Genomic DNA, 26,236 nt, shown 5'->3' on the forward strand with positions numbered 1-26,236 from the left:
CCCGACAGCGTCGTCATTGGACAGATGAACTTCATGCCGAGACGGTTACTCGGCGTGCTCGATCTTCGCAGCGGAGGCCCGGGCCGTGGCCAGGTCCTTCCAGATCTCGCTGGACAGCTCGAAGTTGCCGGACTGGCGCGCCTGGGTGGCGAGCTGCTCAAGCTCGGTTGCGGCTGTTGCGTCGCCGTTGAGGAGCCGCAGTTGGAGTTCCAACGAGCAGTGACGCATGCGGTCGCGGAACGCTAGATCGTCGATGTGGGGCTGGACTTCCCGGCACAGCGCGGCGGCGGTCTCGTAGTCGCCTTGGAGGAAAGCGTGTCGGGCCTTCAGAGAGCCGAGTTCGCTGCGGTGCCGAGGCAGGCCGATGAGTGCTACCGCGGCCTCGGCTTCGCCAAGGAGAAGGCCGGCGCTGTCCAGGCCTTCCGGGGGGTTCATCAGGTACAGGCGGGACGCTGCCAGTCGTAGGCGCATCCAGGTGTGGAGGTCGTCGCCGCTGTTGAGTAGCTTTATTGCCTGGCTGAGTGCCTGTGCGCTCTCGGTGAAGTGCCCCTGGTAGCTCCGTTCGACCGCCGTCGTCCAGAGCGTTTCGACGCGAAGCTTGACCGGGAGGTGCGGCAGGAGATCTTGAAGTTCGCCAGAGTGCTGAGCAGCGGCAGAGAAGCGACCTGTCTCCGTCTCGATGGAGACGAGTGCCAACAGGATGGAAGCCTGGTCGGCTGGCGAGACATCTGGCATGAGCGGCAATGCACTCTGTGCGATGTCATAGGCGCGCTCTGCATCGCCCGTCGTGCGTAGATATCGGGCGAGGCGGGCCAGGGCCTGTGCGCGCAGGACGGGCTGCCCCACCTCTTCGGCGAGTGCGACGAGGCAGTTGAGCAAGTCTCCGTGGTCGGGGGTGTTCAGGTCGGCCAGCATCCACAGTGCCTGCCAGCGCAGGGTGGGGTCTGCTCCAGGTTCGCGGTCGAGGGCATCCTTGACTTGCTCGACTGCACGGGCTGGGTCGGCAGTGGAAGCGGCCATCGCCAGTGCCTCAGCCAATGTAGGGGTGCCACCGGGCTTCAGTTCAGAGACATCGACGCCAAGACGTTCTGCCAGGTACGCGATTGCACGATCCGTGGGCGGCCGGGTTCCTGACTCCAGTCGGGAGACATAGGGCTTGGACATCCCATCGCCCGCCAGCTGAGCCTGCGTCAGGCCGCGAGCCTCTCTGAGCAGGCGCAACCGCCGGCCGAACTCGGGTTGGCTGATCGTTGCCTCCATGCGCGGAAGCATAACGACTTGAACAGGTCGACCCGAGCCCGTGCGCGGACGTCTTCCGAATTCCCGTGGTCGGCGGATGCCGCTACGGCCAGGTGATCTCGGTGTTCGCCAGTACCGAGCGCGGCTGCGGTCCGAGACCGTCCGTGTGGGACAGCCCAGCGGCTACACCCAGGACCACCACCAGTCCAATCATGATGCGGTGCGCGAGCTTCATTGAGTCTCCTTGGGACACGTAAAAGGGCGCGCCAGCGCTGGAGAGACAGGTGGGCGCGTCCGGCCCGAAGCGGGGCTGTCGGGCGCGACGGAGGTGATCACTCCGCCTCGGCGAGACCGAAGGTATCTCAGTGCCAGATCCTTGGCAATTGGTTGCCAAGAGGCCGGTACTATGATGGCAACCGTGAGTGTTCCGCCTCAGTCTTGGGGAGAGACATGGTCAAGATCGCGTGGTACCCACCCGTTGCCGACACCGACCTCGACCGGCTACAGGCCTACCTGGCACCACGGGCAGCGGCGGAGGGTTTGCCGATGGCGTACCTCAGCGGGCCGTCCGCTGCCGGGCTGGGGCCCGCCGCATCGGACCTGCATGTCAACCTGGTGGTTCATGAGCGGGTGCACATGCAGGCGTGGCAGTCCTGGCAGGTCGCTGGCCGGACGGTCACGGCCTCGTACCTGGAGTTCAACGAACTCAGGGGTTCGGTGGAGCGCGCATGCACACCGAACCTGGCGCCCAGCCTCCAGGCCGATGAGGCGCGGCTTCTCGCCCATCTGCTGCTTGGGCGGCTGGTTCTGGACGATGGGGCGTTGCGAGTGCTGATCGACAACCTGCACCGGAACGCGGATGCGGTGGTTGGGGCCTATGTCGCACCGCTGGCGGCTCGAACCAGGATGCGAGCATCCGAGGCCTTCGACCTGCTCGCTTGTGGCGACGAGGCCTCGGCGCAGTGGGCGGCCGAAAGCGCGGTCCTTGCGGCGGCGGATGCGCTGGTCACTTCCCGAGGAGATCTCTATCCCGGCACTGCGTGGCTCAGGGCGCGCTGGGACCGGACGTTCAGCAGCCCGTTCCCTCAGGTTCCGTCCAGGGAGATGACCGCTCACCCCCGGGCCTTCGTCGACAGTCTTGCGATCCATCAGGATCTACTTGTGCAGGCTTTGACAGGCTACGACTACCCGCTCCAACGGTTCGTTTCACCCGGGGAGTTTGCGCGTGACCCGTACTCCGCCGTCGCGCCAGCGAAGACGAGTACCCGCATTCACCACCGCCACGGCCGGGGCGCCATGCTGGTCGACCATGCCTCCCTCCTGCTGTACGGCATAGCGCACGGGCGGTCGCGCACCGACGCCATCGACCGCGTGATCATGCTGCTCGCCCAGGACGGCATTCGGGTGAGTTTCAGCGAACTGGAGAGGAAGCTCAACCAGCTCATCGAGGGCGAGCTGCTCAGGGTCAGGTCTGCGTGAGGTCGGTGGTTCCTGCTTGAGCAGGTGTTGCTGATCTACGCCTTCCACTCGATCCGCACGAACTCGGGGTCGAACCGGAAGCCGCGCCAGGTCTTCGAGCCGGGCCGCCCGCCGGGCACTATGACGACCTTCTCGACCACCAGGCCCACGATCTTCTGGCGCCAGGCGAGGCCAGCGGTGTCCCAGGCCTCCCGGATGCTCTGGTTCGCCGGCACCTGTGCGAGGGCGGTCTGCTGCTGGGCCTGGGCGAGCAGTTCGCGGATCTCCTGGATGGCCGCCTCGGCGACCTGCTTGGCCAGGATGAACTGCTCCCTGGTGAGCACGCCAGTGGCGTAGTCGGTGACCAGCTGGTCGACCTTGGCCTTGCGGGCCTCGTAGGTCTTCACCAGTTCGCGGATCTGGTCTTCGTCGCCCTTCGGGGCCAGCAGTACGGCGATCTTCGGGTCATCGAAGGCGGTGAGGACGGCTTCCTTCACCAGCAACTCGACCGGCGCCGCGATCCGGAAGGTCTTGCCGCACCCGATGGTGTTGCCGTGGTTGTCCGTCCGCCGGCAGCGGTACCGGAGTACCGCGGATCGGCCGCTCTCGGCGGTCCGGCCGTTGCCGACCATCTCGCCGCCGCACCGACCGCAGTAGATCAGGCCGCCGCTGAGCAGGTACTTGCGCGTGCCGGTCTTGCCCTTCGGCCAGCCGTGCGAGCGGCTGAGCCGCCGGGCCTCCATCTGCTCCCACTGCTCGCGGGTGAGGATGGCCGGCCACTCGGCTGGGTACTCCTGGCCGTCGTACTCACGGACGCCGATGTAGCGCTTCTTCAGCAGGGTGCGCTGGAGGTTCTCGATCCGCCAGAGCTTGCCGGTGGCCGTGCGGATGCCGCGGGCGTTGAAGTCACAGACCAGATCACGGCAGCTCTCGCCGATGATGAAACGTTCCGCCGCTTCGCGGATGACCTCGGCTTCCGATTCCCGGATGGTGAGGCCGTCCGCCTCGTAGCCGTACGGTCGGCCGCCGCCGTGAACCTTGCCCTGCTTGGCCCGGACGGCCTGCTTCCGCTTGATCCGCTTGGAGGTGCGGGCGGACTCCAGCATCGCGTTGTTCACCGCGTTGATGGCCGCGTGGATGCCCTCAGCGGTGCTGAGGTCGTACGAGATGCCGTCGGTGGTGATCAGCAGGCGGAGCTTGGTCGTCTCGGCGAGCCGGATGACGTCGAGCAGTTCCTCCATGCGCCGGTAGAGCCGGGGCATCTCGGTGATGAGGATGATGTTGATCTCGCCGCGCCGGACGGCAGCGAGCATCAGCTCGTACTGGTCGCGGGGCTTCTTGCTGAACTTGCTTGCCGACACGTCGTCGTCGGGGAACACACCGACAACCGGCCAGCCCTGCTCATCGGCGAAGGCCTGGCACTCGGCGATCTGGATGTTGACGTTCTCGCTGAGCCGCTGCCGGTCCCGGGACAGCCGGGCGTAGATAGCGGTGTCGCAGAGCCGCTGGTGCGGAACGAGGGTCGGGGACGAAACGGATAGTAGGGACATGGGGTCTCTCCCAGTGGAACATCTGGGACGCCCTTTGGGAAGACCTCATTGGTGCGCTGACCTGCGGTAACAGGTCGGCTTCTCGGGGGTGCACGTTCCTTCCGTGGAGGAGGCGCCCGAGTTCCCGGTCCGGGTCCTCGACGCGCTGCGCCAACCCCTGGAATCGGGGGAGGTGATGATCGCCAGGGCCGCCGGCTCGATGCGGCTGCCCGCCCGCTTCCTGCTCTGCCTGGCCGCCAACCCCTGTCCCTGCGGCCGCTATTCACTGAGAGGAGAAGGGTGCGAATGCACACCCGTCATGGTCAACCGCTACCAAGCGCGGCTGTCCGGTCCGTTGCTGGACCGGGTCGACCTCCAGGTGCAGGTCGCCGGAGTCACCAGGGCCGAGCTGATGCAGCGAGGCGCAAAGGCCGAGAGCACGGCGACGGTCGCCGCACGTGTGCGGGAGGCCCGGGCCCGGGCCGCCGCTCGCCTCGTCGACACCCCGTGGCGGACCAACGCCGAAGTGCCCGGGCACGAACTGCGCACGCGCTGGCAGCTCGAACCCGGCTCGTTGACCGACGCCGAACGCGACCTCGACCGGGGCCTGCTCACCGCACGCGGTCTCGACCGCGTCCTGCGGGTGGCTTGGACGGTCTCCGACCTCGCGGGCCGGGACCGGCCGAACCGGACCGACGTCCAGACCGCCCTCACCCTCCGTACCGGCGTTCAGCGGGTCACCCGCCCGACGGACCGCCGGAGTGATCACGCCCATCCCTACGCCGACACCGATTCGTCCAGTGAGTTCTGACCGCAGCTCACTTGTCGGAAGGTCAACGCTCAAGTGGACCACCCTCGTTCGGCGGGCGCGCCGCACCATCCGCCACCGACCACACCGCATCGCATCGCATCGCACTGCAGGAGGAACACCCATGACCGCACACCCCGTCCCGCGCGAAGCGTCCCGGGGGCCGGCCGGCCGTCCAGTCGCCCCTTCGGTCGCCCCGACCGCAGGGCGATCCGCAGCCGCCTCCGCACCCGCGCCCGTCCCCCTGTCGGGGCCGTGCGGAGCCACCGTCCGCGCGTTCGGCGCGATGCGCTCGGCCGGGGGCGGGGCCGAGGGCTGCCGTCCCCCGGACGGTCCGGGGGCGACCGGTGCACCTGACGGCTCCGGTCTGCCGCGCCCGTCGGCGGGCGCTGACCCGCCCGGCGTCCGTACGGCGTGCGAGGGGACAGGAGAGCGGCCCCGATGTCTGCCGTGCGGTGCCGGGCCGTCCTCGGCACACCGCTCGCGCCACGGGCCGTCGGAGTCGGAGCCGACGGCGACGGGGGCGGACGGCCACGGTGCGGCGGATCCGGCGCCCATGGGCTGGGCGGACGCGGAACGACCGGGGCCGGCACGCCGAGCGGTCGGGGCCGCGGTCACCGGCCGGGCCGTCCGCGCAGGGACGGCGCGGGGAGAGCCGCGCGTCATCCGGCCCACGGGTTGGGCCGCGCCGCTGCCGCCGCCCGACCCGCCCGAGCCTGAGCGGGTCTCGCGGGCGGCGCTCACCAGGCTGATCGAGCCGGGCGACGCCGCGATCGGCCGGGCCGTCCAACGACTCGGCGTGGTGAGGCTGTTGCAGGGGTTCCACGAAGGGGCTCCCGCGGAGCGGCTGGGGCTGGGCGCCGACCGGATCGCCGCCTACCAGCAGAGACTGCGGAAGTTCAACCCGGCCGCCGACCTGGAACGCATCGCCAAGCTCGGAGGGAAGTTCATCATTCCGGGCGACAGCGAGTGGCCCTCCCAACTCGACGACCTCGGCGACAGTCGCCCGATCGGGCTGTGGGTCCGCGGCCTGCCCGCGGGCCGACTGCCCTCGCTGCGGCTGCTCGCCCTGCGGTCGGTGGCCATCGTGGGCTCGCGGGCCTGTACCGCGTACGGGCGGCACGTCGCCGGGCAGCTCGGCTCCGAACTGGCCGAGCGCGGCTGGGTGGTGGTGTCCGGCGCGGCCTACGGAGTGGACACCGCCGCGCACCTCGGGGCGCTGGCGGTCAACGGGATGACGATCGCCGTGCTCGCCAACGGGGTCGACATCTGCTATCCGCGCGGAAACGAGAGGCTGATCGAGCGGATCGGACAGGACGGGCTGCTGGTGAGCGAATTGGCGCTCGGGATGAACCCGACCAGGTTCAGGTTCGTGCTGCGGAACCGGGTGATAGCGGCGCTCACCCGCGGCACCGTGGTGGTCGAGGCCGCACCGCGTAGTGGCGCGCTCAGCACCGCGCGGCGGGCGCTGGACCTCAACCGGCACACCATGGGCGTCCCGGGCCCGATCACCTCCGAACTCTCGGTCGGAGTCCATGCGTTGATCCGGAACGGGGCGGCCACCATGGTCACCAGCGGTGCCGAGGTCGGCGAGCTGATCGGCTCGATCGGTGCCGACCTGGCCCCGGAACGGGTCGGCCCGATGCTGCCGAGGGACGCGTTGGAACCGCCGGTGGCCCGAGTCCTGGAAGCGGTGCCGGCGAGCGCGGACGGCGCGCCGGTGCAACGACTCGCCCACTACGCCGCGCTCTCCGAAGCGGCGACCGTCCAACACCTCCACGAACTGAGCTCGCTCGGCTTCGTCGAGCGACACGGAGCGCATTGGAGGCTGGTGCGTCGCAAGTGATCGCCTCCGGGCGGAGCCGGACAGGATACGGGGATCCGATCGGGTCAAACGGTCAACAGGATTTGTCAGGAGGCGAGTTGAGGGATGATGGCGCACCGGTCGACTCGGCCGGGAGGTCGCGCGGAGTGCCCGGGCCCGGGCTGCGCGGCAGTGTTGGCGACGTCCGCACGGGTCCGCCGCCGGGCCGGGGAGGGACGGCCCCGGCGGGTCGGTCGCCCGATCGCGACGCGCCGGTACCGCCCTTTGCTGCCACCGGATCGGGCGACGCCCGAGTGGCGGTAGCGCTCCGCAGCGACTCGGTCACGCTACGCTCGCTCATGGCGTCCCTATCAGCACATGACTCGGCAGAACGGCGCAGACCAACGCATGCCCACTCACATTCCCGGACACAGGGTGACCGGTGACGGTCGGTCCCCGGACGGGACGGGGGCCGAGACCCACAACACCGCGGAACTGCGGGCCAGGTCCGCGGGAGTCGTGGGAATGACGAGGCCGGGCACCGGCCCGGCCGCGACCCCGCAGCCCCAGGTCCGTCCCGCCCCGCCCGCTCCCCTCCCGCGCCCACCGGCCCTGCCGGGGCTCGCGCCCCGACCGAACCCGGCGCCTCCACCGGTCGACCGGGCCGGACAGGTGCTGCCCTGCCCGCAGGCCGCACCCCCCGGCGCGGTAGCGAAGCCGCGCCCGCGCGGAGGCGGAGACGAGGACACCGGCGCCACCGCCGGGCCGGGAGTGGGGGCGCAACCAGGGGCGGGCGGTCGGGCCGGTACGGGCGGCGCGGGCCGAACGGTCGGCGACCGGAGCACCGGTGAGCAGGGCGCCGACGGGCGGCGGTCCGAGTCGGCGGCCCCGGCGGCGTCCCCGGCCGGGCGGCCGGGGCGCGGCCAGGAGAAGCGGGGAACGCGGGTGAAGACGAAGGAGTCGTCCACCCGGAGCGCCCAGGTCCGCCGCCAGGCGGGCGGGCCGCCACCCGCGCGCTCACCCGAGTTGCCGGGGCGGGGTCCGGCGGAGAGTCCGAGCGGTACCCGGGGCACTCCGCCGCTCCCGCCGGTGCCCCGGCCCGGGCCCGGCCCCGGGGTGCCGGTGCCCCCCTCTCCGGCCGGGTCGGCGGTGCCGCGCCCCGGGCCGGCGGCGGCGGCCGATGCGACTGGCGCGGTCGCTCCGTCCGCACCCGAGGCGGGGACGGCCGTGCCGTCGCCCAAGCCGGAGGCTGCGGCGCAAGGCGGTGGGCGCAAGGCCGGGCCGGCCGTTCCGACCGGGGCGACGGTGCCCGCGCCGGCGGCCGCGCCCGGGGCGGGCGAGGAGGGGAAGGGCGAGGACCGGGCGAAGGGAGCCGACCAGTCGGCGCTGCAGGCGCTGTGGCGCTCGTACAAGGAGAGCGGTGACCACCGGCTGCGGGACCAGCTGATCCTGCACTACTCGCCGTTGGTGAAGTACGTGGCGGGCCGGGTCGGGGTCGGGCTGCCCGCGAACGTGGAGCAGGCGGACTTCGTGTCCTCCGGCGTCTTCGGGCTGATCGACGCGATCGAGAAGTTCGACATCGACCGGGCGATCAAGTTCGAGACCTATGCGATCAGCCGGATCCGCGGTGCGATCATCGACGAACTGCGGGCGCTGGACTGGATCCCCAGGTCGGTCCGGCAGAAGGCCAAGGCGGTCGAGCGGGCCTACGCCACGCTGGAGGCCCGGCTGCGGCGCACCCCGTACGACCCCGAGGTCGCGGCGGAGATGGGCATCTCGCTCGACGACCTGCACACCATTTTCAGCCAGTTGTCGCTGGCCAACGTGGTGGCGCTGGACGAGCTGCTGCACTCCGCGGGCGAGGGCGGCGACCGGCTCACCCTGATGGAGACGCTGCCCGACAGCGGCGCGGACAACCCGGTCGAGATCGCCGAGGACCGGGAGCTGCGGCGACTGCTCGCCTCCGCGGTCAACACCCTGCCCGAACGGGAGAAGACCGTGGTCACGCTCTACTACTACGAGGGCCTCACCCTGGCGGAGATCGGCCAGGTGCTCGGTGTGACGGAGAGCCGGGTCAGCCAGATCCACACCAAGTCGGTGCTGCAACTGCGGGCGAAGATGTCCGACGCCCGCTGAGCGAGGCCCGAGGCCCGAGGCCCTGCGGCCTGCGGGCGGGGCCAGGGGCCTGCGGCCGCGGACCGGGGGCGTACGCAGGGTCGGTGCCGGGCGGCGCGTGGTGGCTGGTGGGTGCGGGATGTCGTGTCCACCGGTCGTCGGCGTCCGTACAGTTGGGGAGTGCCGAAAATCCGGGCGGCCACGGTGGCCGAGCATCGACAGTTGCAGCGGGCAGCGCTACTGGACGCCGCGCGCGCCCTGTTGGCGGAAGGCGGCCGGGAGGCGCTGGGCTTCGGCGCGCTCGCGGCGCGCGCCGGCCTGGCCAGGTCCTCGGTGTACGAGTACTTCCGCTCCAAGTCCGAACTGGTGGAAGCGCTCTGCACGGTCGACCTGCCGCTCTGGGCCGCCGAGGTCGAGGCCGGCATGGCGGTCCGCGACAGCGCGGTCGAGCGGGTCGAGGCGTACGTCCGCGGCCAGGTGGCGCTGGCCACCGACCCGGTCCACCGGGCCGTGGTGGCCGTCGCCGAGTACGAACTCGACGACGCCGCGCGGGGCAGGATCCGGGCGGCGCACGTCGGGCTGACCGCGATGGTGGTGAGCACCCTGGAGGACCTCGGCCACGACCGGCCCGGGGTCGCGGCCGCACTGCTCCAGGGCGTGGTGGAGGCGGCGGTCCGCCAGACCGAGCGCGTCCGCGGCGAGGACGCCGCGGCGGCCGAAGCCGTCCGGGAGATCGCCGACGCCGCGGTGCGCTTCGCCCTCGACGGCCTGCGCCCGGTCGGCCCGCCCGCCCCCGGGGCGGCGTGCGGGCCGGAAGCGGCCGCCGGGAGCTGACCGGGCCGGTCAGCCGGGGGTGAGCGGCAGCAGTCGGGCCCGGCCGGAACCGAACAGGGCGAGCGGGTCGAGGTAGCGGTCGCCGCGCAGCAGTCCCCAGTGCAGGCAGGCGGTCGGGCAGTGGCCGGGGTCCGCGGTCACCGTGCCGATCGGTTCGCCCGCCGCGACGGCCGCGCCGACCGGCGCGGAGCCCGCCACCGGCAGGTACGTGGTCCGCAGCGGGGGAGTGCCCGATCCGGGATGGGTCACCACGACCACCGGCCGTCCGGCCACCCGCCCCGCGAAGGCCACCACGCCGGGCGCCGCCGCCCGCACCACGGTGCCCGGCGCCGCCGCCAGGTCCACCCCCCGGTGCCCCGCGGCCCAGCGCGCCGGCGGGGGTTCGAACCGCCGCAGCACGCCGGAACGCCCACCCACCGGCCAGGCCCGCTCCCGCCCGCGCGCCGCGCCCGCGCGGGAGGGGAGGGAGGAAGGAGGGGGAGAGGGGGAAGGCGCGGAGGCGGAGACCCCCGGGCCCGCCGCCGCCTCAGCAGCCATCACCCCAGCCGTCGCCCCAGCCGCCGCGCCCCCGCCCGCCGGCAGCAGCGCCACCCCCTGCACCAGTGCCAGCACCAGCGCGCGCACCGACGTCCGCACCTCCCGCACCTCCCGCACCTCCCGCACCTCCACCTACGCGTCCGGCGCACGCGTCCCGTGCGCGCCGCCCCCAGGGTGGGCCCGGCGGGGTGCGTCGTGCGGGAGGGGCGCGGGGGCTGTGGACAGACCGGGGGGTGTGGACAACCGCCGTCCCCCGCAGGGGTGAACGGTGATCGGCGAGGTTGCCGGGGCGATGCCGACGGGCGGCCGGAGCGCCGTCGGCTGGGGTGGCGGGCACGCGGGGAGTCGCCCGTCGCTCGGGCCTTCCCGTACACTTCACACGCGACCCGGTCTGCCGGGTCGACTTCGCACGCCCCGCCACCGGCGGTCCGACCCCTCGGGGAGCGGCCGCGACGGTGCGAGTGCCGCTCGGTCCGCCGAGCCTGCCGAGGCCGCAAGCCTCACGCAGGCCGGGCGGCTTGGCACGTCGGGGCGTCAGGCGTGACGGTCGCCCGACCGGCACGGACAAAACCGAGTACCCCGGCACCCCGATAGGGCCGCAAGCCCGTCAAACGGCGCGCCGGGCAACACAGAGGAGCACGGCACATGGCCGTCGTCACGATGCGGGAGCTGCTGGAGAGCGGCGTCCACTTCGGTCACCAGACCCGTCGTTGGAACCCGAAGATGAAGCGCTTCATCTTCACGGAGCGCAACGGCATCTACATCATCGACCTCCTGCAGTCGCTGAACTACATCGACCGCGCCTTCGAGTTCGTCAAGGAGACCGTTGCCCACGGCGGCAGCGTCCTCTTCGTCGGCACCAAGAAGCAGGCCCAGGAGGCCATCGCCGAGCAGGCGACCCGCGTGGGCATGCCGTACGTCAACCAGCGCTGGCTGGGCGGCATGCTGACCAACTTCTCGACCGTCTACAAGCGCCTGCAGCGCCTCAAGGAGCTCGGCGAGATCGACTTCACGGACGTGGCCGGCTCCGGCCTCACCAAGAAGGAGCTCCTGGTCCTCCAGCGCGAGTACGACAAGCTGGAGAAGACCCTCGGCGGTATCCGCGACATGCAGCGCGTGCCCAGCGCCGTCTGGATCGTGGACACCAAGAAGGAGCACATCGCGGTCGGCGAGGCCCGGAAGCTCAACATCCCGGTCGTCGCGATCCTCGACACCAACTGTGACCCCGACGAGGTCGACTACAAGATCCCGGGCAACGACGACGCCATCCGCTCGGTCACCCTGCTGACCCGCGTGATCGCCGACGCCGTCGCCGAGGGCCTGAAGTCCCGCGCCGGTGTCGCCAAGGGCGACGCGAAGGCCGAGCCGGGTGCCGACCAGCCGCTGGCCGCCTGGGAGAAGGAGATCCTCGAGGGCGAGAAGGCCGCCGAGGCCCCCGCCGCCGAGGCCGTCACCGAGGCCCCCGCCGAGGCCGCTGCCGAGGCTCCGGCCGAGGCCGCCGCCGAGGTCGTCGAGGCTCCGGCCGCCGAGGCCGAGCAGGCCTGACGCAGCACCAGGGTGAGGGGCACCGGCCGGGCTGAGCCGGTGGGTGCCCCTCTCTCCCGTGCCGGGGGCCCGCACCCCGGGCCCCGGCACTGTCCCACGCAGACACGCGAGACGTGAGAAGAGATCACAACCATGGCGAACTTCACCGCCGCGGACGTCAAGAAGCTCCGTGAGCTCACCGGCGCCGGCATGATGGACTGCAAGAAGGCCCTGGACGAGGCCGAGGGCGACGTCCAGAAGGCCGTCGAGCTCCTGCGCATCAAGGGCCAGAAGGGCGTTGCCAAGCGCGAGGGCCGCGACGCCTCCAACGGCGCCGTCGCCGCGCTGATCGCCGAGGACAAGAAGTCCGGCGTCCTGGTCGAGCTGAACTGCGAGACCGACTTCGTCGCCAAGGGAGGCAAGTTCGTCGAGGTCGCCGACGCGATCGCCGCGCACGTGGCCGCCACCTCCCCGGCCGACCTGGAGACCGCCCTGGCCTCCGAGATCAACCCGGGCCAGACCGTCCAGCAGTTCGTGGACGAGGCCAACGCGACCCTCGGCGAGAAGATCGTGTTCCGCCGCTTCGCGCAGTTCGACGACGCCGGCTTCGTCGGCCTCTACCTGCACAAGTCGGACCCGGACCTGCCGCCGACCATCGGTGTCCTGGTCGAGCTCGACCAGGAGAACGCCGAGACCGCCAAGGACGTCGCGCAGCACATCGCCGCCTTCGCGCCGAAGTACCTCTCCCGCGAGGAGATCCCGGCCGAGGACCTGGAGAACGAGCGCCGCGTCGCCGAGGCCACCGCTCGCGAGGAGGGCAAGCCCGAGGCCGCCCTGCCGAAGATCGTCGAGGGTCGGGTCACCGGCTTCGTCAAGGAGAACGCCGTCCTGGAGCAGGCGTTCGCCAAGGACAACAAGAAGACCGTCGCCAAGGTCCTCGACGAGGCCGGCGTCACCCTCAAGCGCTTCGTCCGCTTCCGCGTCGGCGCCTGAGACCCGTTCCCGCGGTCCGTCCCGCCCCTCCCGGCCCCGTGCCGGACATAAAGTAGGAGGGACCGCCCCGTCCGCGAGGACGGCGGAGCGCGCCGACCCAGCCCTCCAGCACCCCGCGGGGGCGGCGTCGGCACCATGAACGACGAGGAGGCCATTGCCGTGCAGGAGACCGTACCGGTTCCCGCGGCAGTGGCCTCCTCTCGTGTAAGCGGCGCCGGGTCCGCACACCCGGCCCCGTGAACAGCACTTTGCAGATCTGCTGACCAGCAGGCGGAGAAGGAGAAAGTCCATGCAGGAGACGCAGGAGACCGCGCCGGGCGGTGCACGCCGCCGGGTACTGCTCAAGCTGTCCGGCGAGGCGTTCGCCGGCGGAGGCGGCCTCGGCGTCGACCCGGACGTGGTGCACGCCATCGCCCGTGAGATCGCCACGGTGGTCCGTTCCGGCACCGAGGTCGCGGTCGTCATCGGCGGCGGCAACTTCTTCCGCGGCGCCGAGTTGCAGCAGCGCGGCATGGACCGGGCCCGCTCCGACTACATGGGCATGCTCGGCACCGTGATGAACTGCCTGGCGCTCCAGGACTTCCTGATCAAGGAGGGCATGGAGACCCGGGTGCAGACCGCCATCACGATGGGCCAGGTCGCCGAGCCGTACCTGCCGCTGCGCGCCATCCGGCACCTGGAGAAGGGCCGCGTGGTGATCTTCGGCGCGGGCATGGGCATGCCCTACTTCTCCACCGACACCACCGCCGTGCAGCGCGCCCTGGAGATCCACGCCGACGTCCTGCTGATGGGCAAGAACGGCGTCGACGGCGTGTACGACGCCGACCCGCGCACCAACCCCGCCGCGGTCCGGTTCGACGCGCTGGACTACACCGAGGTGATCTCCCGCGACCTCAAGGTCGCCGACCTCACCGCGATCACCCTGTGCAAGGACAACGGGCTGCCGATCCTGGTCTTCGAGCTGCTGGCCGAGGGCAATATCGCCCGCGCGGTCAAGGGTGAGAAGATCGGCACACTCATCAGCGAGGACTCCGCCCGGGCCTAGCCGCCGGCGGCCCTGAGCAGCACCAGCCGTCCGGAGCACCGGGACGGGACAACAGCAGATGAACCGGACAGGGAGCACACAGTGATCGATGAGACCCTCCTCGAAGCCGAGGAGAAGATGGAGAAGGCCGTCGGCGTCGCGAAGGACGACCTCGCCGCCATCCGCACCGGGCGCGCGCACCCGGCGATGTTCGCCAAGATCGTCGCGGAGTACTACGGCGCCCTGACGCCGATCAACCAGCTGGCCTCGTTCTCGGTGCCGGAGCCGCGGATGGCCATGGTCACCCCGTTCGACAAGACCGCGCTGAAGGCCATCGAGACCGCGATCCGCGACTCGGACCTGGGCGTCAACCCGTCGAACGACGGCTCCGTCATCCGGGTGGTGCTGCCCCAGCTCACCGAGGAGCGCCGCCGCGAGTACATCAAGCAGGCCCGCGGCAAGGGCGAGGACGCCAAGGTCTCGGTCCGCTCGATCCGCCGCAAGGCCAAGGACGCGATCGACAAGCTGGTCAAGGACAAGGAGATCGGCGAGGACGACGGCCGCCGCGGCGAGAAGGAGCTCGACGACCTGACCGCCAAGTTCGTGGCGCAGATCGACGAGCTGCTCAAGCACAAGGAAGCCGAGCTGCTGGAGGTCTGACCCGGACCCCGCCCGCAGCGCCCCGGACCGGCGGCCCGACCGCCCGGCCCGGGGCGCGGCTCCACCCGGGACCGAACCCGCCGCTGCGGCCGGATCGGCGCCCGGCGGCCCGACCCGGCCGACCCCAAACGGGTCACGCGCGGCGGCCCCCGGCATGGCGAGGGGGCGGCGCGGCACAGACTCAGTTCATGCCCCCCGTCCAGGAGACCTCCGTGGCCCAGACCGACCAGCAGCCCCGCAAGCCGCGCGGCGGCCGCAACCTGCCCGCCGCGATAGGCGTGGGCGTCGGCCTCGGGGCGGTGGTCGCGGCCTCGCTGTTCGTGGTCAAGGCGGTCTTCATGGTGGTCGTCGCGGCCGCCGTGGCCGTCGGCATCCGGGAGCTCACCAGCCGGCTCGCCGAGCGCAAGGACGTCCACGTCCCGCAGGTCCCGCTGCTGGTCGGCGGCGTCGGCATGGTCGTCACCGGCTACTTCGCGGGCGGCCAGTGGGCCGCCGCGATCCTCGCCGTGACCGGCCTGGCGATGATGGTGGCCCGGATGGCCACCCCGCCGGAGAACTACCTGCGCGACATAACGGCCGGCGTCTTCACCGCCTTCTACGTGCCGTTCCTGGCCACCTTCGTCGCGCTGATCCTGGCCGCGGACGACGGCGCCTGGCGGATCCTGCTCTTCCTGGTCGTCACGATCTGCTCGGACACCGGCGCGTACGCCGTCGGCTACAAGTTCGGCCGCACCAAGCTCGCGCCGACGATCAGCCCCGGCAAGACCCGCGAGGGCCTGGCCGGCGGCATCGGCCTGTCGATGATCGCCGGCGCGCTGCTGATGCACTTCCTGATCGACGGCGGCACCTGGTGGCAGGGCCTGATCCTGGGCGGCTGCGCGGCGGTCACCGCCACTCTCGGCGACCTCGCCGAGTCGATGATCAAGCGCGACCTCGGCATCAAGGACATGGGCACCCTGCTCCCCGGCCACGGCGGCATCATGGACCGGCTGGACTCGCTGCTGCCCACCGCCCCCGTGGTCTGGCTGCTGCTCGCCGCCTTCGTCGGCAGCTGAGCCGCCCGGCCCCCGAACGGCCCCGCCCGGCCCCCGAACGGCCCCCGGACGCCACCCCGTCCGGGGGCCGTCCGGCATCTGCGACACTGGAACAACCATGCCTAAGCCCGGAGAACTGACCTTTGTCGCGCCGCGCGGCGCCAAGCCCCCGCGACACCTCGCCGACCTCAGCCCTGCCGAGCGCAAGGAGGCCGTCGCCGAGCTGGGCGAACAGCCGTTCCGCGCGAAGCAGCTGTCGAACCACTACTTCGGGCGGATGTCGGCCGACCCGGAGAGCTGGACGGACATCCCGGCGGCCAGCCGGACGAAGCTGACCGAGGCGCTGCTGCCCGAGCTGATGTCCGTGGTGCGGCACGTCTCCTGCGACGACGACGCCACCCGCAAGACGCTGTGGAAGCTGTTCGACGGCACGCTGGTCGAGTCGGTGCTGATGCGCTACCCGGACCGGGTCACGATGTGCATCAGCTCGCAGGCCGGCTGCGGCATGAACTGCCCGTTCTGCGCGACCGGCCAGGCCGGGCTGACCCGGAACCTGTCGACCGCGGAGATCGTCGAGCAGATCGCGTCCGGGATGCGCGACCTCCGGACCGGGGCGGTCCCCGGCGGCGAGGCCCGGCTGTCCAACGTGGTGTTCATGGGCATGGGCGAGCCGCTCGCCAACTACAACCGGGTGCTGTCGGCGATCCGCCGGCTGACCGACCCGTCGCCGGACGGCTTCGGCCTCTCGCAGCGCGGCATCACCGTCTCCACCGTCGGCCTGGTCCCGGCCATGCACCGCTTCGCCGACGAGGGCCTGAGCTGCCGCCTCGCGCTGTCGCTGCACGCCCCGGACGACGAGCTGCGCGACGAGCTGGTGCCGGTCAACACCCGCTGGAAGGTCGACGAGGTGCTGGACGCCGCGTGGAACTACGCGGAGAAGTCCGGCCGCCGGGTGTCCATCGAGTACGCGCTGATCAAGGACATCAACGACCAGGCGTGGCGCGCCGACCTGCTCGGCCGGCTGATCCGGAACCGCCGGGTGCACGTGAACCTGATCCCGCTCAACCCGACCCCGGGCTCGAAGTGGACGGCCTCCCGGCCCGAGGACGAGCGCGAGTTCGTCCGCCGCCTGCAGGCCCACGGCGTGCCGACCACCGTCCGCGACACCCGCGGCCAGGAGATCGACGGCGCCTGCGGCCAGCTGGCCGCGGCGGGCTGAGGAACAGCGGCGAAGGGGCCCGGGAGGAAGCGTTCCTCCCGGGCCCCTCGGCGTCCCGGTCGAGCCGGTCGGAGCGGGCGGCCGCTACCGCAGCGGGCAGAGCAGCACGGTCAGTCCGCCGGTCAGCAGCAGGACGCTGCCCGCCGCGAGGACGCGCAGCGCGGCGGCGCCGGTGAGCAGGGCGGGCGGGGTGCCGAGCCGGTCGAGAGCGTCCAGGGCGGGGCGGCGGTCGGCGCGCAGCTCGTGCAGGCGGGCGGCGAGGGCGGCGATGGCGCAGGCCAGGACGAGGAGGCTCTCGACCAGGTTGAGCGCGGGCACGTCGGCGCCGGTGCGGGCCCCGTCGCGCCAGGCGACCAGCAGCAGCGCGACGACCGCCGTGAGCACGGCCAGCGGGGCGCCGAGCCGGCGGGCCTGGGCGGCGAGCGTCCGGCCGGCCAGCAGGCGCAGCGGCGCGGGGCGGCGCAGTGCGAGCAGCAGGCCGGCCAGGGCGAGCAGCGGGCCGGTCCACAGGGCGAGCGCGAGGGCGGCGAGCGCCCAGCCGACGAGCAGCGCCGGGCTGGTGGCGGGGAGCCCGCCGGGGAGGGCGAGGGTGCGTTCGGCGTCGGTGGCGTCGGGGCGCAGCCCGTACAGTTCGAGGCCGGCGCCGGCCAGCAGGACGGGGGCGGGCAGCAGCAGCCGTAGGGCGCCGTAGCGGTGGCGGCCGGGTTCGGCGGGGCGGCCCGGGAGGCTCTCGGGGAAGCGGATCGCGGCGGCCGCGGAGACGCCGGCGACCAGCGGGAGGACCGCGAGCAGGGCGACCGGCGCGGCGGCGGGCAGCGGGACGCCCATGCCGATGTCGGCGGCGAGGCCGGGGCCGGCGATGTCGTTGCGCAGGATCAGGAACAGCAGCAGGGTCAGCGCCGAGCCGAGCGCGCAGGCGACCGCGGTCTCGCCGGCCACCAGCGCGCGGATCCGGGCCGGTCCGGCGCCGGCCGCGGTCAGGCCGGCGACCCGCTCGGGGTGCTGGGCGGGGACGGCGCGGGCGGCGACGGCGGCGAACCAGCCGACGGCGGCGAGCGGCGGCAGGCACCACAGCAGCCGTTCGAGGTTGCCGCCGGTGCCGTGCAGGGCGCGGCCGAGGGCGCGCAGCAGGAAGGCGGCGACCACGGCGGCGGCGGTCGCGGTGAGCAGCCAGCGGGCCAGGTCGAGCGAGCGGTAGCCGCGGGCGAGTCTGAGGTAGTACACGGCGGCCCCTCAGTTCCCGGCGACGGCGACGTCGGCGGCTGGCTCGGCGGGCTCAGCGGGCTCGGCGGACTCGGCGGACTCGTCGGCCTCGTCGGCCTCGTCGGCCGCGAGCCGGCCGTCGACCAGCCGGACGGTGCGGTCGGCGAACCGGGCGAGCGCCGGGTCGTGGGTGGCCAGGACGAGGGTGAGCCGGTGCGAGCGGGCGGCGCTGGCCAGTATCCGCAGGACCTGTTCGCGGTCGTCGCGGTGCAGCGGCGCGGTGGGGTCGTCGGCGAAGACCACCGGCGGTTCGGCGGCGAGCGCGCGGGCGACGGCGATCCGCTGGCGCAGGTCCTGCCGCAGTTCGGCCGGGCGGAGCTTGGCGAGGGCGGCGACGTCGAGGCGCTCCAGCCAGTCGCCGGCGGCGCGGTGGGCGGCGCGGTGGCCGGCGCCGGCCAGCAGCAGCGGGAGGGCGACGTTCTCGCGGGCGGTCAGTTCCGGGACGAGCTGTGGCTCGGGGCCGACGTAGCCGAAGCGCTCGCGGCGGAGCTTCTCGCGTCCGGAGCGGCCGAGGGTGTGCACGGGGGCGCCGTGGAACCAGACCTCGCCCTCGTCGACCGGGAGCTGCGCGGAGAGGCAGCCCAGCAGGGTGGACTTGCCGGAGCCGCGCGGGCCGGTGACGGCGAGCATCTCGCCCTCGCGGACGCCCAGCGAGACGCCGCGCAGGGCGGGGGTGCCGTGGTGGGACTTGACGATCCCTCGGGCCCAGAGCACGTCGCTGTCGGGCGGGGCCGCTGACATGAGATCCATCCAGGTGCCGACGGGGATATGACAGTCGTCAGATTAGAACGATCGGGCGGTGGCGCGGGTGCGCCGCACTGCTCCGAACAGGGACGAACCGTTGCGAAAGCGGCGTGTCGGGGCGCGGATTCACCCTGCTGGAGGTTCGGACCGGTGGCGGACGCGCCGAAGGGCGGTCCCGGCGGTGAGGTGCCGGGGCCGCCCTTCGGTGGAGGGTGGGGAAGGAGGATCAGATCTTCTGCCACGCGTCGGAGAGGCTGGTCCGCAGGATCTGCTCGATCTCGTCGAAGGTCGACTGGTCGGAGATCAGCGGCGGGGCCAGCTGGACGACCGGGTCGCCGCGGTCGTCGGCGCGGCAGTACAGGCCGTTGTCGAACAGGGCCTTGGACAGGAAGCCGTACAGGACGCGCTCGACCTCGTCGTCGTTGAACGACTCCTTGGTGACCTTGTCCTTGACGAGCTCGATGCCGTAGAAGTACCCGTTGCCGCGGACGTCGCCGACGATCGGCAGGTCGCGCAGCTTGTTCAGGGTGGCCAGGAACTTCGACTCGTTGTCGAGGACGTGCTGGTTCAGGCCCTCGCGCTCGAAGATGTCGAGGTTGGCCAGCGCCACCGCGGAGGACACCGGGTGGCCGCCGAAGGTGTAGCCGTGCAGGAAGGTGTTGTCGCCCTTGTAGAACGGCTCGGCGATGCGGTCGGAGATGATCGTGGCGCCGATCGGGGAGTAGCCCGAGGTCATGCCCTTGGCGCAGGTGATCATGTCCGGCACGTAGCCGAACTTGTCGGCGCCGAACATGGTGCCGAGGCGGCCGAAGGCGCAGATGACCTCGTCCGAGACCAGCAGCACGTCGTGGCGGTCGCAGATCTCGCGCAGGCGCTGGAAGTACCCGGGCGGCGGCGGGAAGCAGCCGCCGGCGTTCTGCACCGGCTCGACGAAGACGGCGGCGACGGTCTCGGGGCCCTCGAAGAGGATGGCCTGCTCGATCTCGTCGGCGGCCCAGCGGCCGTAGGCCTCCGGGTCGACCGTGCCGTCGGGGCCGGCCAGGAAGGCCGGGGCGCGGTAGATGTTGGTGTTCGGGGCCTTGTGGGTGCCCGGCACCAGCGGCTCGAACGGGGCCTTCAGGCCCGGCAGGCCGGTGATCGACAGCGCGCCCTGCGGGGTGCCGTGGTAGGCGACGGCGCGCGAGATGACCTTGTACTTGGTCGGCTTGCCGGTCAGCTTGAAGTACTGCTTGGCCAGCTTCCAGGCGGTCTCGACGGCCTCGCCGCCACCGGTGGAGAAGAAGACCTTGTTCAGGTCGCCCGGAGCGTAGTTCGCCAGGCGCTCGGCCAGCTCGACGGCCTTCGGGTGGGCGTAGCTCCACACCGGGAAGAAGGCGAGCTCCTTGGCCTGCTTGGCGGCGGCCTCGGCGAGCTCCTCGCGGCCGTGGCCCGCCTGGACCACGAACAGGCCGGCCAGGCCGTCGAGGTACTTGCGGCCCTTGTCGTCCCAGACGTAGGTGCCCTCGCCCTTGACGATCGTCGGCACGGGGGAGTTCTCGTACGACGACATGCGGGTGAAGTGCATCCACAGGTGGTCGTAGGCGGTCTTGGAAAGGTCCTTCTGGGCCGGGTCGGCTGTCATCGGGTGCCCCAGGTGTAGGTCTGTTTCCGGAGCTTCAGGTAAACGAAGCTCTCGGTGCTCCGCACGCCGGGAAGCGAGCGGATGCGCTTGTTGATCAGTTCGAGAAGGTGCTCGTCGTCCTCGCACACCAGCTCGGCGAGGAGGTCGAACGAACCCGCGGTGCACACCACGTAGTCGACCTCGTCGAAGGCGGCCAGTGCGTCGGCGACCGGCTCGATGTCGCCCTCCACCCGGATCCCCACCATCGCCTGGCGGGTGAACCCGACGGTGAGCGGGTCGGTCACGGCGACGATCTGCATCACGCCCTGGTCGAGCAGCTTCTGGACGCGCTGCCTTACGGCCGCCTCGGACAGGCCCACGGCCTTGCCGATGGCGGCGTACGGACGGCGCCCGTCCTCCTGGAGCTGCTCGATGATCGCCTTGGAGGCGGCGTCGAGGGGAACGCTGGCGTTCCGGTCGCGGTTGGCCACGCCGCCACTGTGCCTGACCGGCCGCCGAATCGCAAGCTGCGCTGCTGCTGATTTCGTCGCCGATCAGAAGATCGGGAACGGAAAGCGTGGCTGCCGATGCGGCGATCTGTCGATAACGGCAGTGGCATGGGTACGCTGGCCACGTACACGCGCGAGCCTGCACGCCGCCGATCGTGGCTTGTCAAAGACATGCCGTGACGACCCGGACCCCGGAGTAACCTGACGCCCGGGGCTGCAACGACGCAGGCCCAGACCGAGGAGAGACCGTGAGCGAGCTTCGTACGCTGCGCAACTACATCAACGGCGAGTTCGTCGACGCTGCGGACGGCCGCACGCTCGACGTCGTCGACCCGACCACGGGCGAGGTCTACGCGACCTCCCCGCTCTCCGGCGCGGCCGACGTGGACGCCGCGATGGCCGCCGCGGCCGCCGCGTTCCCCCTCTGGCGGGACTCCACCCCGTCCACCCGGCAGAAGCTGCTGCTCAAGGTCGCCGACGCGGTCGAGGCCCGGGCCGACGAGATCGTCGACGCCGAGGTGCGCAACACCGGCAAGCCGCGCGCGCTGACCCTCTCCGAGGAGATCGGCCCGATGGTCGACCAGCTGCGCTTCTTCGCCGGCGCCGCCCGCCTGCTGGAGGGCAAGGCCGCGGGCGAGTACATGGACGGGATGACCTCGATCGTCCGCCGCGAGCCGGTCGGCGTCTGCGCGCAGGTCGCGCCGTGGAACTACCCGATGATGATGGCGGTCTGGAAGTTCGCCCCGGCGATCGCGGCCGGCAACGCCGTGGTGCTCAAGCCGTCCGACACCACCCCCGCCTCCACCGTGCTGCTCGCCGAGATCATCGGCGGCGTGCTGAAGGACCTCGACCTCCCGGCCGGCGTCTTCAACGTGATCTGCGGCGACCGCGAGACCGGCCGGCTGATGGTCGAGCACCGCACCCCGGCGATGGCCTCCATCACCGGCTCGGTCCGGGCCGGCATGCAGGTCGCCGAGTCCGCCGCGAAGGACGTCAAGCGGGTCCACCTGGAGCTCGGCGGCAAGGCCCCGGTCGTGGTCTTCGAGGACGCCGACATCGCCGAGGCCGTCGAGGGCATCTCGGTGGCCGGCTTCTTCAACGCCGGCCAGGACTGCACCGCCGCCACCCGGGTGCTGGTGCACGAGTCGATCCACGACGCCTTCGTCGAGGCCCTCGCCAAGGCCGCCGCCGACACCAAGACCGGCGGCGTCGACGACGAGGACGTCCTCTACGGCCCGCTCAACAACGCCAACCAGCTCAAGCAGGTGGCCGGCTTCATCGAGCGGCTGCCCGCGCACGCCAAGGTCGAGGCCGGCGGCCACCGGGTCGGCGAGATCGGCTACTTCTGGGCGCCCACCGTGGTCTCCGGCCTCCGACAGGACGACGAGATCATCCAGAACGAGGTCTTCGGCCCGGTCATCACCGTGCAGAAGTTCACCGACGAGGAGCAGGCCGTCGCGTACGCGAACGGCGTCGAGTACGCCCTCGCCTCCTCGGTGTGGACCAAGGACCACGCCCGCGCGATGCGGATGTCCCGCCGGCTGGACTTCGGCTGCGTGTGGATCAACACCCACATCCCGCTGGTCGCCGAGATGCCGCACGGCGGGTTCAAGAAGTCCGGCTACGGCAAGGACCTGTCGTCGTACGGGTTCGAGGACTACACCCGGATCAAGCACGTCATGACCGCGATCTAGCGGGTCGTGATCGTGGGGCGCAGCATGACGGCCATCTGAGGCCGGTAGGACGCTCGCCGGGGGCGCGGGGAGACCCTCCTCGCGCCCCCGGCTTTGCACCTTGTCAGGGAGGAGCGCGACGCGCGTGACAGGATGGAGCTGCCCCCGGTCGGGAGGGCTCCCTACGCTGGTCGCATGAGCACTCCCACCGCTGATCCGGCCGCCGGGCGGGCCGTCAAGGCCGCCGACCGCGCGCACGTCTTCCACTCGTGGTCCGCCCAGGCACTGATCGACCCCCTCGCGGTGGCCGGTGCCGAGGGCTCCTACTTCTGGGACTACGACGGCAACCGCTACCTGGACTTCTCCTCGCAGCTGGTGAACACCAACATCGGGCACCAGCACCCGAAGGTGGTCGCGGCGATCCAGGCGAAGGCCGCCCAGCTGTGCACCATCGCCCCGGGCTTCGCCGAGGAGTCGCGCAGCGAGGCCGCGCGGCTGATCGCCGAGCGCACGCCGGGCGACCTGGACAAGATCTTCTTCACCAACGGCGGCGCCGAGGCGAACGAGAACGCGATCCGGATGGCCCGGCTGCACACCGGCCGGCACAAGGTGCTCTCCACCTACCGCTCGTACCACGGCGCCACCGCCAACGCGATCACGCTGACCGGCGACCCGCGCCGCTGGGCGAACGAGACCGGCGTGTCGGGCATCGTGCACTTCTGGGGCCCGTACCCGTACCGCTCGAACTTCCACGCCGAGAACGAGGCGCAGGAGTGCGAGCGCGCGCTGGCGCACCTGGAGCAGACCCTCGCGTTCGAGGGTCCGGGCACCGTCGCGGCGATCATCCTGGAGACCGTGGTCGGCACCGCGGGCATCCTGGTGCCGCCGGCCGGCTACCTGGCGGGCGTGCGGGAGATCTGCGACCGGTACGGGATCGTGTTCATCCTGGACGAGGTGATGGCCGGGTTCGGCCGCACCGGCGAGTGGTTCGCCGCCGACCACTGGGGGATCACCCCCGACCTGCTGACCTTCGCCAAGGGCGTCAACTCCGGCTACCTGCCGCTGGGCGGCGTGGCGATCTCCGGGGCGATCGCGGAGACCTTCGCGCAGAAGGCGTTCCCGGGCGGCCTGACCTACTCGGGCCACCCGCTGGCCTGCGCCTCCGCGGTGGCGACGATCAACACGATGGCCGAGGAGGGCATCGTGGAGAACGCCAAGCACATCGGCGAGACCGTGATCGGCCCCGGCCTGCGCGAGCTGGCCGAGCGCCACCCCTCGATCGGCGAGGTGCGCGGCCTGGGCGTGTTCTGGGCGCTGGACCTGGTGAAGAACCGGGAGACCCGCGAGCCGCTGGTGCCGTACAACGCGGCCGGTGCCGACAACGCGCCGATGGCGCAGCTCGCGGCGGCCTGCAAGCAGCGCGGCCTGTGGCCGTTCACCAACATGAACCGCTTCCACGTGGTGCCCCCGTGCAACGTCAGCGCGGAGGAGGCCAAGACCGGCCTGGCCGTGCTGGACGAGGTGCTGACCCTCACCGACGCACACACTGTCTGACGATTCTTCACATTTTCCTCACGGGGCTCCGGATGATCCTTCCGGGGCCCCGTGATGTCTTTGCCAATCCCATCAGTACGATGATCCGCCTGACTGGGAGAGCAAAGGAATGACCATGGGGGACACGGGATTTCGGGTCGAACCCGAAGCACTCACGGCGTACGCCGCCGTGCTCGACGCCCAGGCCGAACGGATCGCCCGGATCCGCTCGGCCCTGACCGGCGTCCGACTCTCGTCCGAGGCCTTCGGCAAACTGCCGGGCTCCGGCGAGCTGTACGACTCCTACCAGGAGCACGCCGAGGCCGAGCAGGAGAACTTCGCCGACCTGATCGACCTGCTCGACGCGACCGGCGAGGGCGTCCGGGCCACCGTCGACAACTACCGGACCAACGAGCAGGACACCGCCGAGGTCTACGGGGGCGGCCGATGAGCACCCTGGCCCCCGGCTCGTTCGGCGACGCGTACCAGTGGACCCGCGACCGGGTCACCGACCAACTGCCGCCGCTGCCCAGCTTCGAGAACCCGGTCAGCGAGGGCCTCGACGCCGGCCTCGACTCCGTGGTCAAGGCGGCCCTCGACGCCACCGGGCTGATGGACGTGCTGGAGAAGGTCACCGGCGACCTCCAGGCGCTGACCGCCGCCGCGCACGAGTGGCAGACCCAGGCCCAGGCCATGCGGGAGGTCGCCGCCGAACTGCGGTCGGCCGGCACCCGGGTCGACGAAGCCTGGGACGGCGCGGCCTCCGCCGCGTTCGGCGCCCACATGGCCGTCGTGGTCGAGGCGATCGACGCCACCGCCGAGGACATGGCGCAGGTCGCGCAGATCATCAGCCAGGCCGCCGCCGAGTGCCAGCTCGCCGAGACCCTGATCATCGGGATCATCCGCGAGGCCATCGAGACCCTGATCATCACGCTGGCCGCCGGCCTGGTCGTCGACATCCTCACCCTGGGCCTGGCCACCGCCGCCGAGGCGCTCATCGTCGAGGGCGAGATCGCCATCTACATCGCCCGGGTCGGCCAGGTCTCGCTCAAGCTGGAGAAGGCGCTCAAGGAACTGCACGAGGCGGTCAAGGCGATGAAGGCGGCCCGCAGCCTGGGCACCTTCAACAAGGCCCGCAAGGCCGCCAAGGCCGTCCGCAAGATCGGCGGCCGGGGCAGCCAGCGCAAGACGCTGTGGAAGGCGATCACCGACCCGTCGATGGAGAACCTCGGCGAGTTCGCCACCGCGCGGGCCGTCGGGGCGGTCTACAGCCCGGTCAAGGGCGCCGTGAAGGGCGGCCTGGGTGCCGTCACCGGCGCCGGGGACTTCGCCGGCGTGCTCACCGACAACCTGCTCAGCGACCAGGGTCTGGGCACCGTCGCCGGCGCGCTCGACGGCCCGCCGCAGGGCGCCCCCTACCGGGTGCCGAACAACCGCATCGAGGAAGCCTTCGGATGAGCCACCCCCAGCACCCCCCGTACGGCGCCCCGCCGCTGCCCGGTGCCCACCACCTGCCCGAGGTCGGGCACCTGGTGCCGTACGGCGAGCAGCCGCGCGGCGTCGTCGACGCCGACCTGTGCGACCTGGTCCGCAGGCCGCCGCGGCGCTACCGCAAGGAGCGCTTCGGCCGGGTCGCCGAGGCCGGCCTCGGCTGCCTGTCCGTGGTCTTCTACTTCGGGGACTACGTCGCCGACCTGCTGGAGGACTGCACCTGGGGGCTGATCCGCAGCCTGCGCCGGCTCTGCCGCGGCCGCGGCCTCACCCGCGGCTGGGAGAGCCGGGCCGGACGGTTCGCCCGCGCGGTGCGCGGCGCCGACAACGACCACGACAACGACGACGTGCTGCTGCTCTTCACCGACCGGCGGATCCTGCTGGCCGGCAGCGGCAGCAACACCCCCGGCCGGACCGCCGCCGACCGGCGGGCCGTGCGCGTCCTCGGCGAGCTGCCCTACCCGGACCTGGTCCGGGTCGAGCCCCGGCACACCTGGATCTCCTCCCGGGTCGACCTGCACTTCGCGGACGGCTCGCGGCTCGCGCTGGAGGTCGACGGGAAGGAACTCCCCGCGCTGGTCGCCCTCGGCCCGCGCTGAGCCCGGACGCGGTGCGCCCTGAGCCCGGACGCGGTGCGCCCGCCGA

General features: G+C 71.9%; 23 protein-coding genes and 1 pseudogene. 16 read left to right on the plus strand and 8 right to left on the minus strand.

All coding sequences use genetic code 11. From position 1 onward, the window contains the following. Positions 1-45: 45 nt before the first annotated feature. Both KSE_RS25920 and KSE_RS45920 read right to left on the minus strand, forming a co-directional pair. Entirely contained in the window at positions 46-1,260 is a 1,215-nt protein-coding gene (locus tag KSE_RS25920; RefSeq protein WP_033258668.1) for a helix-turn-helix domain-containing protein, read from the minus strand. Between the two features lie 82 nt (positions 1,261-1,342). Next, a complete protein-coding gene (locus KSE_RS45920) occupies positions 1,343-1,474 on the minus strand; it encodes a hypothetical protein (RefSeq protein WP_255518990.1) in 132 nt (43 codons plus the stop codon). A gap of 215 nt (positions 1,475-1,689) precedes the next feature. Between KSE_RS45920 and KSE_RS25925 the strand changes: the two genes are divergently transcribed. After that, positions 1,690-2,718, plus strand: a complete 1,029-nt coding sequence (locus KSE_RS25925) for a hypothetical protein (RefSeq protein ID WP_033258656.1) — start codon at positions 1,690-1,692, stop codon at positions 2,716-2,718. Positions 2,719-2,753: 35 nt separating this feature from the next. Here KSE_RS25925 and KSE_RS25930 read toward each other — a convergent pair whose 3' ends face one another. Further along, complete coding sequence (locus tag KSE_RS25930; protein WP_014138324.1) at positions 2,754-4,247, minus strand: recombinase family protein; 1,494 nt, start codon at positions 4,245-4,247, stop codon at positions 2,754-2,756. A 103-nt stretch (positions 4,248-4,350) separates the two neighbouring features. On the opposite strand from KSE_RS25930, the pseudogene KSE_RS25935 reads away from it, so the two are divergent. From KSE_RS25935 to KSE_RS25950, 4 genes and pseudogenes are all read left to right on the plus strand, one after another. Further along, positions 4,351-5,037: pseudogene (locus KSE_RS25935) on the plus strand (ATP-binding protein); the annotation flags it as partial. Between the two features lie 553 nt (positions 5,038-5,590). Further along, positions 5,591-6,880 (plus strand): DNA-processing protein DprA, encoded by a 1,290-nt coding sequence (gene dprA, locus KSE_RS25940; protein ID WP_014138326.1) that lies wholly within the window; start codon positions 5,591-5,593, stop codon positions 6,878-6,880. Positions 6,881-8,143: 1,263 nt separating this feature from the next. Beyond that, complete coding sequence (whiG, locus tag KSE_RS25945; RefSeq protein ID WP_014138327.1) at positions 8,144-8,974, plus strand: RNA polymerase sigma factor WhiG; 831 nt, start codon at positions 8,144-8,146, stop codon at positions 8,972-8,974. Between the two features lie 183 nt (positions 8,975-9,157). Continuing rightward, on the plus strand, positions 9,158-9,787 hold the full coding sequence (locus tag KSE_RS25950) for a TetR/AcrR family transcriptional regulator (RefSeq protein WP_051055381.1): 630 nt from the start codon (positions 9,158-9,160) through the stop codon (positions 9,785-9,787). Between the two features lie 9 nt (positions 9,788-9,796). Here KSE_RS25950 and KSE_RS25955 read toward each other — a convergent pair whose 3' ends face one another. After that, complete coding sequence (locus KSE_RS25955) at positions 9,797-10,441, minus strand: murein hydrolase activator EnvC family protein (RefSeq protein ID WP_231873228.1); 645 nt, start codon at positions 10,439-10,441, stop codon at positions 9,797-9,799. 528 nt (positions 10,442-10,969) lie between these two features. Here KSE_RS25955 and rpsB point away from each other — a divergent pair. The 6 genes from rpsB to rlmN all read left to right on the plus strand — a co-directional run bounded on the left by rpsB (position 10,970) and on the right by rlmN (position 16,778). After that, positions 10,970-11,869, plus strand: a complete 900-nt coding sequence (rpsB, locus tag KSE_RS25960; RefSeq protein ID WP_014138330.1) for a 30S ribosomal protein S2 — start codon at positions 10,970-10,972, stop codon at positions 11,867-11,869. Between the two features lie 132 nt (positions 11,870-12,001). Further along, the gene (tsf, locus tag KSE_RS25965) at positions 12,002-12,841 is read left to right on the plus strand and encodes a translation elongation factor Ts (RefSeq protein ID WP_014138331.1); all 840 of its coding nucleotides are present in this window, start codon (positions 12,002-12,004) and stop codon (positions 12,839-12,841) included. Positions 12,842-13,130: 289 nt separating this feature from the next. Beyond that, positions 13,131-13,886 carry a UMP kinase gene (gene pyrH, locus KSE_RS25970; protein WP_014138332.1) on the plus strand — a complete coding sequence of 252 codons (756 nt, stop codon included), beginning with the start codon at positions 13,131-13,133 and terminating at the stop codon, positions 13,884-13,886. Positions 13,887-13,967: 81 nt separating this feature from the next. Then, on the plus strand, positions 13,968-14,525 hold the full coding sequence (gene frr / locus KSE_RS25975; RefSeq protein WP_014138333.1) for a ribosome recycling factor: 558 nt from the start codon (positions 13,968-13,970) through the stop codon (positions 14,523-14,525). Beyond that, positions 14,522-15,580 carry a phosphatidate cytidylyltransferase gene (locus KSE_RS25980; RefSeq protein WP_407927474.1) on the plus strand — a complete coding sequence of 353 codons (1,059 nt, stop codon included), beginning with the start codon at positions 14,522-14,524 and terminating at the stop codon, positions 15,578-15,580. Before frr ends, KSE_RS25980 begins: the two co-directional genes overlap by 4 nt. A 97-nt stretch (positions 15,581-15,677) precedes the next feature. Further along, positions 15,678-16,778, plus strand: a complete 1,101-nt coding sequence (rlmN, locus tag KSE_RS25985) for a 23S rRNA (adenine(2503)-C(2))-methyltransferase RlmN (protein ID WP_014138335.1) — start codon at positions 15,678-15,680, stop codon at positions 16,776-16,778. 84 nt (positions 16,779-16,862) lie between these two features. Here the strand turns inward: rlmN and KSE_RS25990 are convergent, their stop codons facing one another. The 4 genes from KSE_RS25990 to KSE_RS26005 all read right to left on the minus strand — a co-directional run bounded on the left by KSE_RS25990 (position 16,863) and on the right by KSE_RS26005 (position 20,876). Further along, complete coding sequence (locus tag KSE_RS25990) at positions 16,863-18,002, minus strand: hypothetical protein (RefSeq protein WP_014138336.1); 1,140 nt, start codon at positions 18,000-18,002, stop codon at positions 16,863-16,865. Positions 18,003-18,011: 9 nt separating this feature from the next. After that, complete coding sequence (locus KSE_RS25995; protein ID WP_014138337.1) at positions 18,012-18,782, minus strand: ABC transporter ATP-binding protein; 771 nt, start codon at positions 18,780-18,782, stop codon at positions 18,012-18,014. A gap of 229 nt (positions 18,783-19,011) precedes the next feature. After that, positions 19,012-20,406 carry an aspartate aminotransferase family protein gene (locus tag KSE_RS26000; protein WP_014138338.1) on the minus strand — a complete coding sequence of 465 codons (1,395 nt, stop codon included), beginning with the start codon at positions 20,404-20,406 and terminating at the stop codon, positions 19,012-19,014. After that, the gene (locus KSE_RS26005) at positions 20,403-20,876 is read right to left on the minus strand and encodes an Lrp/AsnC family transcriptional regulator (RefSeq protein ID WP_014138339.1); all 474 of its coding nucleotides are present in this window, start codon (positions 20,874-20,876) and stop codon (positions 20,403-20,405) included. The genes KSE_RS26000 and KSE_RS26005 overlap by 4 nt, the downstream gene beginning before the upstream one ends. A gap of 266 nt (positions 20,877-21,142) precedes the next feature. On the opposite strand from KSE_RS26005, the gene KSE_RS26010 reads away from it, so the two are divergent. From KSE_RS26010 to KSE_RS26030, 5 genes are all read left to right on the plus strand, one after another. After that, positions 21,143-22,588: a gamma-aminobutyraldehyde dehydrogenase gene (locus tag KSE_RS26010; RefSeq protein WP_014138340.1), complete on the plus strand. Its 1,446-nt coding sequence runs from the start codon at positions 21,143-21,145 to the stop codon at positions 22,586-22,588. Between the two features lie 174 nt (positions 22,589-22,762). Then, positions 22,763-24,121 (plus strand): aspartate aminotransferase family protein, encoded by a 1,359-nt coding sequence (locus KSE_RS26015; protein WP_014138341.1) that lies wholly within the window; start codon positions 22,763-22,765, stop codon positions 24,119-24,121. A 115-nt stretch (positions 24,122-24,236) separates the two neighbouring features. Then, positions 24,237-24,551, plus strand: a complete 315-nt coding sequence (locus tag KSE_RS26020) for a WXG100 family type VII secretion target (protein ID WP_033258659.1) — start codon at positions 24,237-24,239, stop codon at positions 24,549-24,551. Further along, positions 24,548-25,558 carry a WXG100 family type VII secretion target gene (locus KSE_RS26025; RefSeq protein ID WP_014138343.1) on the plus strand — a complete coding sequence of 337 codons (1,011 nt, stop codon included), beginning with the start codon at positions 24,548-24,550 and terminating at the stop codon, positions 25,556-25,558. The genes KSE_RS26020 and KSE_RS26025 overlap by 4 nt, the downstream gene beginning before the upstream one ends. Next, the gene (locus tag KSE_RS26030) at positions 25,555-26,190 is read left to right on the plus strand and encodes a hypothetical protein (RefSeq protein WP_014138344.1); all 636 of its coding nucleotides are present in this window, start codon (positions 25,555-25,557) and stop codon (positions 26,188-26,190) included. The genes KSE_RS26025 and KSE_RS26030 overlap by 4 nt, the downstream gene beginning before the upstream one ends. Positions 26,191-26,236 lie beyond the last annotated feature (46 nt).

Origin of the sequence: Kitasatospora setae KM-6054 (assembly GCF_000269985.1) — a bacterium.
GTDB classification, from domain to species: domain Bacteria; phylum Actinomycetota; class Actinomycetes; order Streptomycetales; family Streptomycetaceae; genus Kitasatospora; species Kitasatospora setae.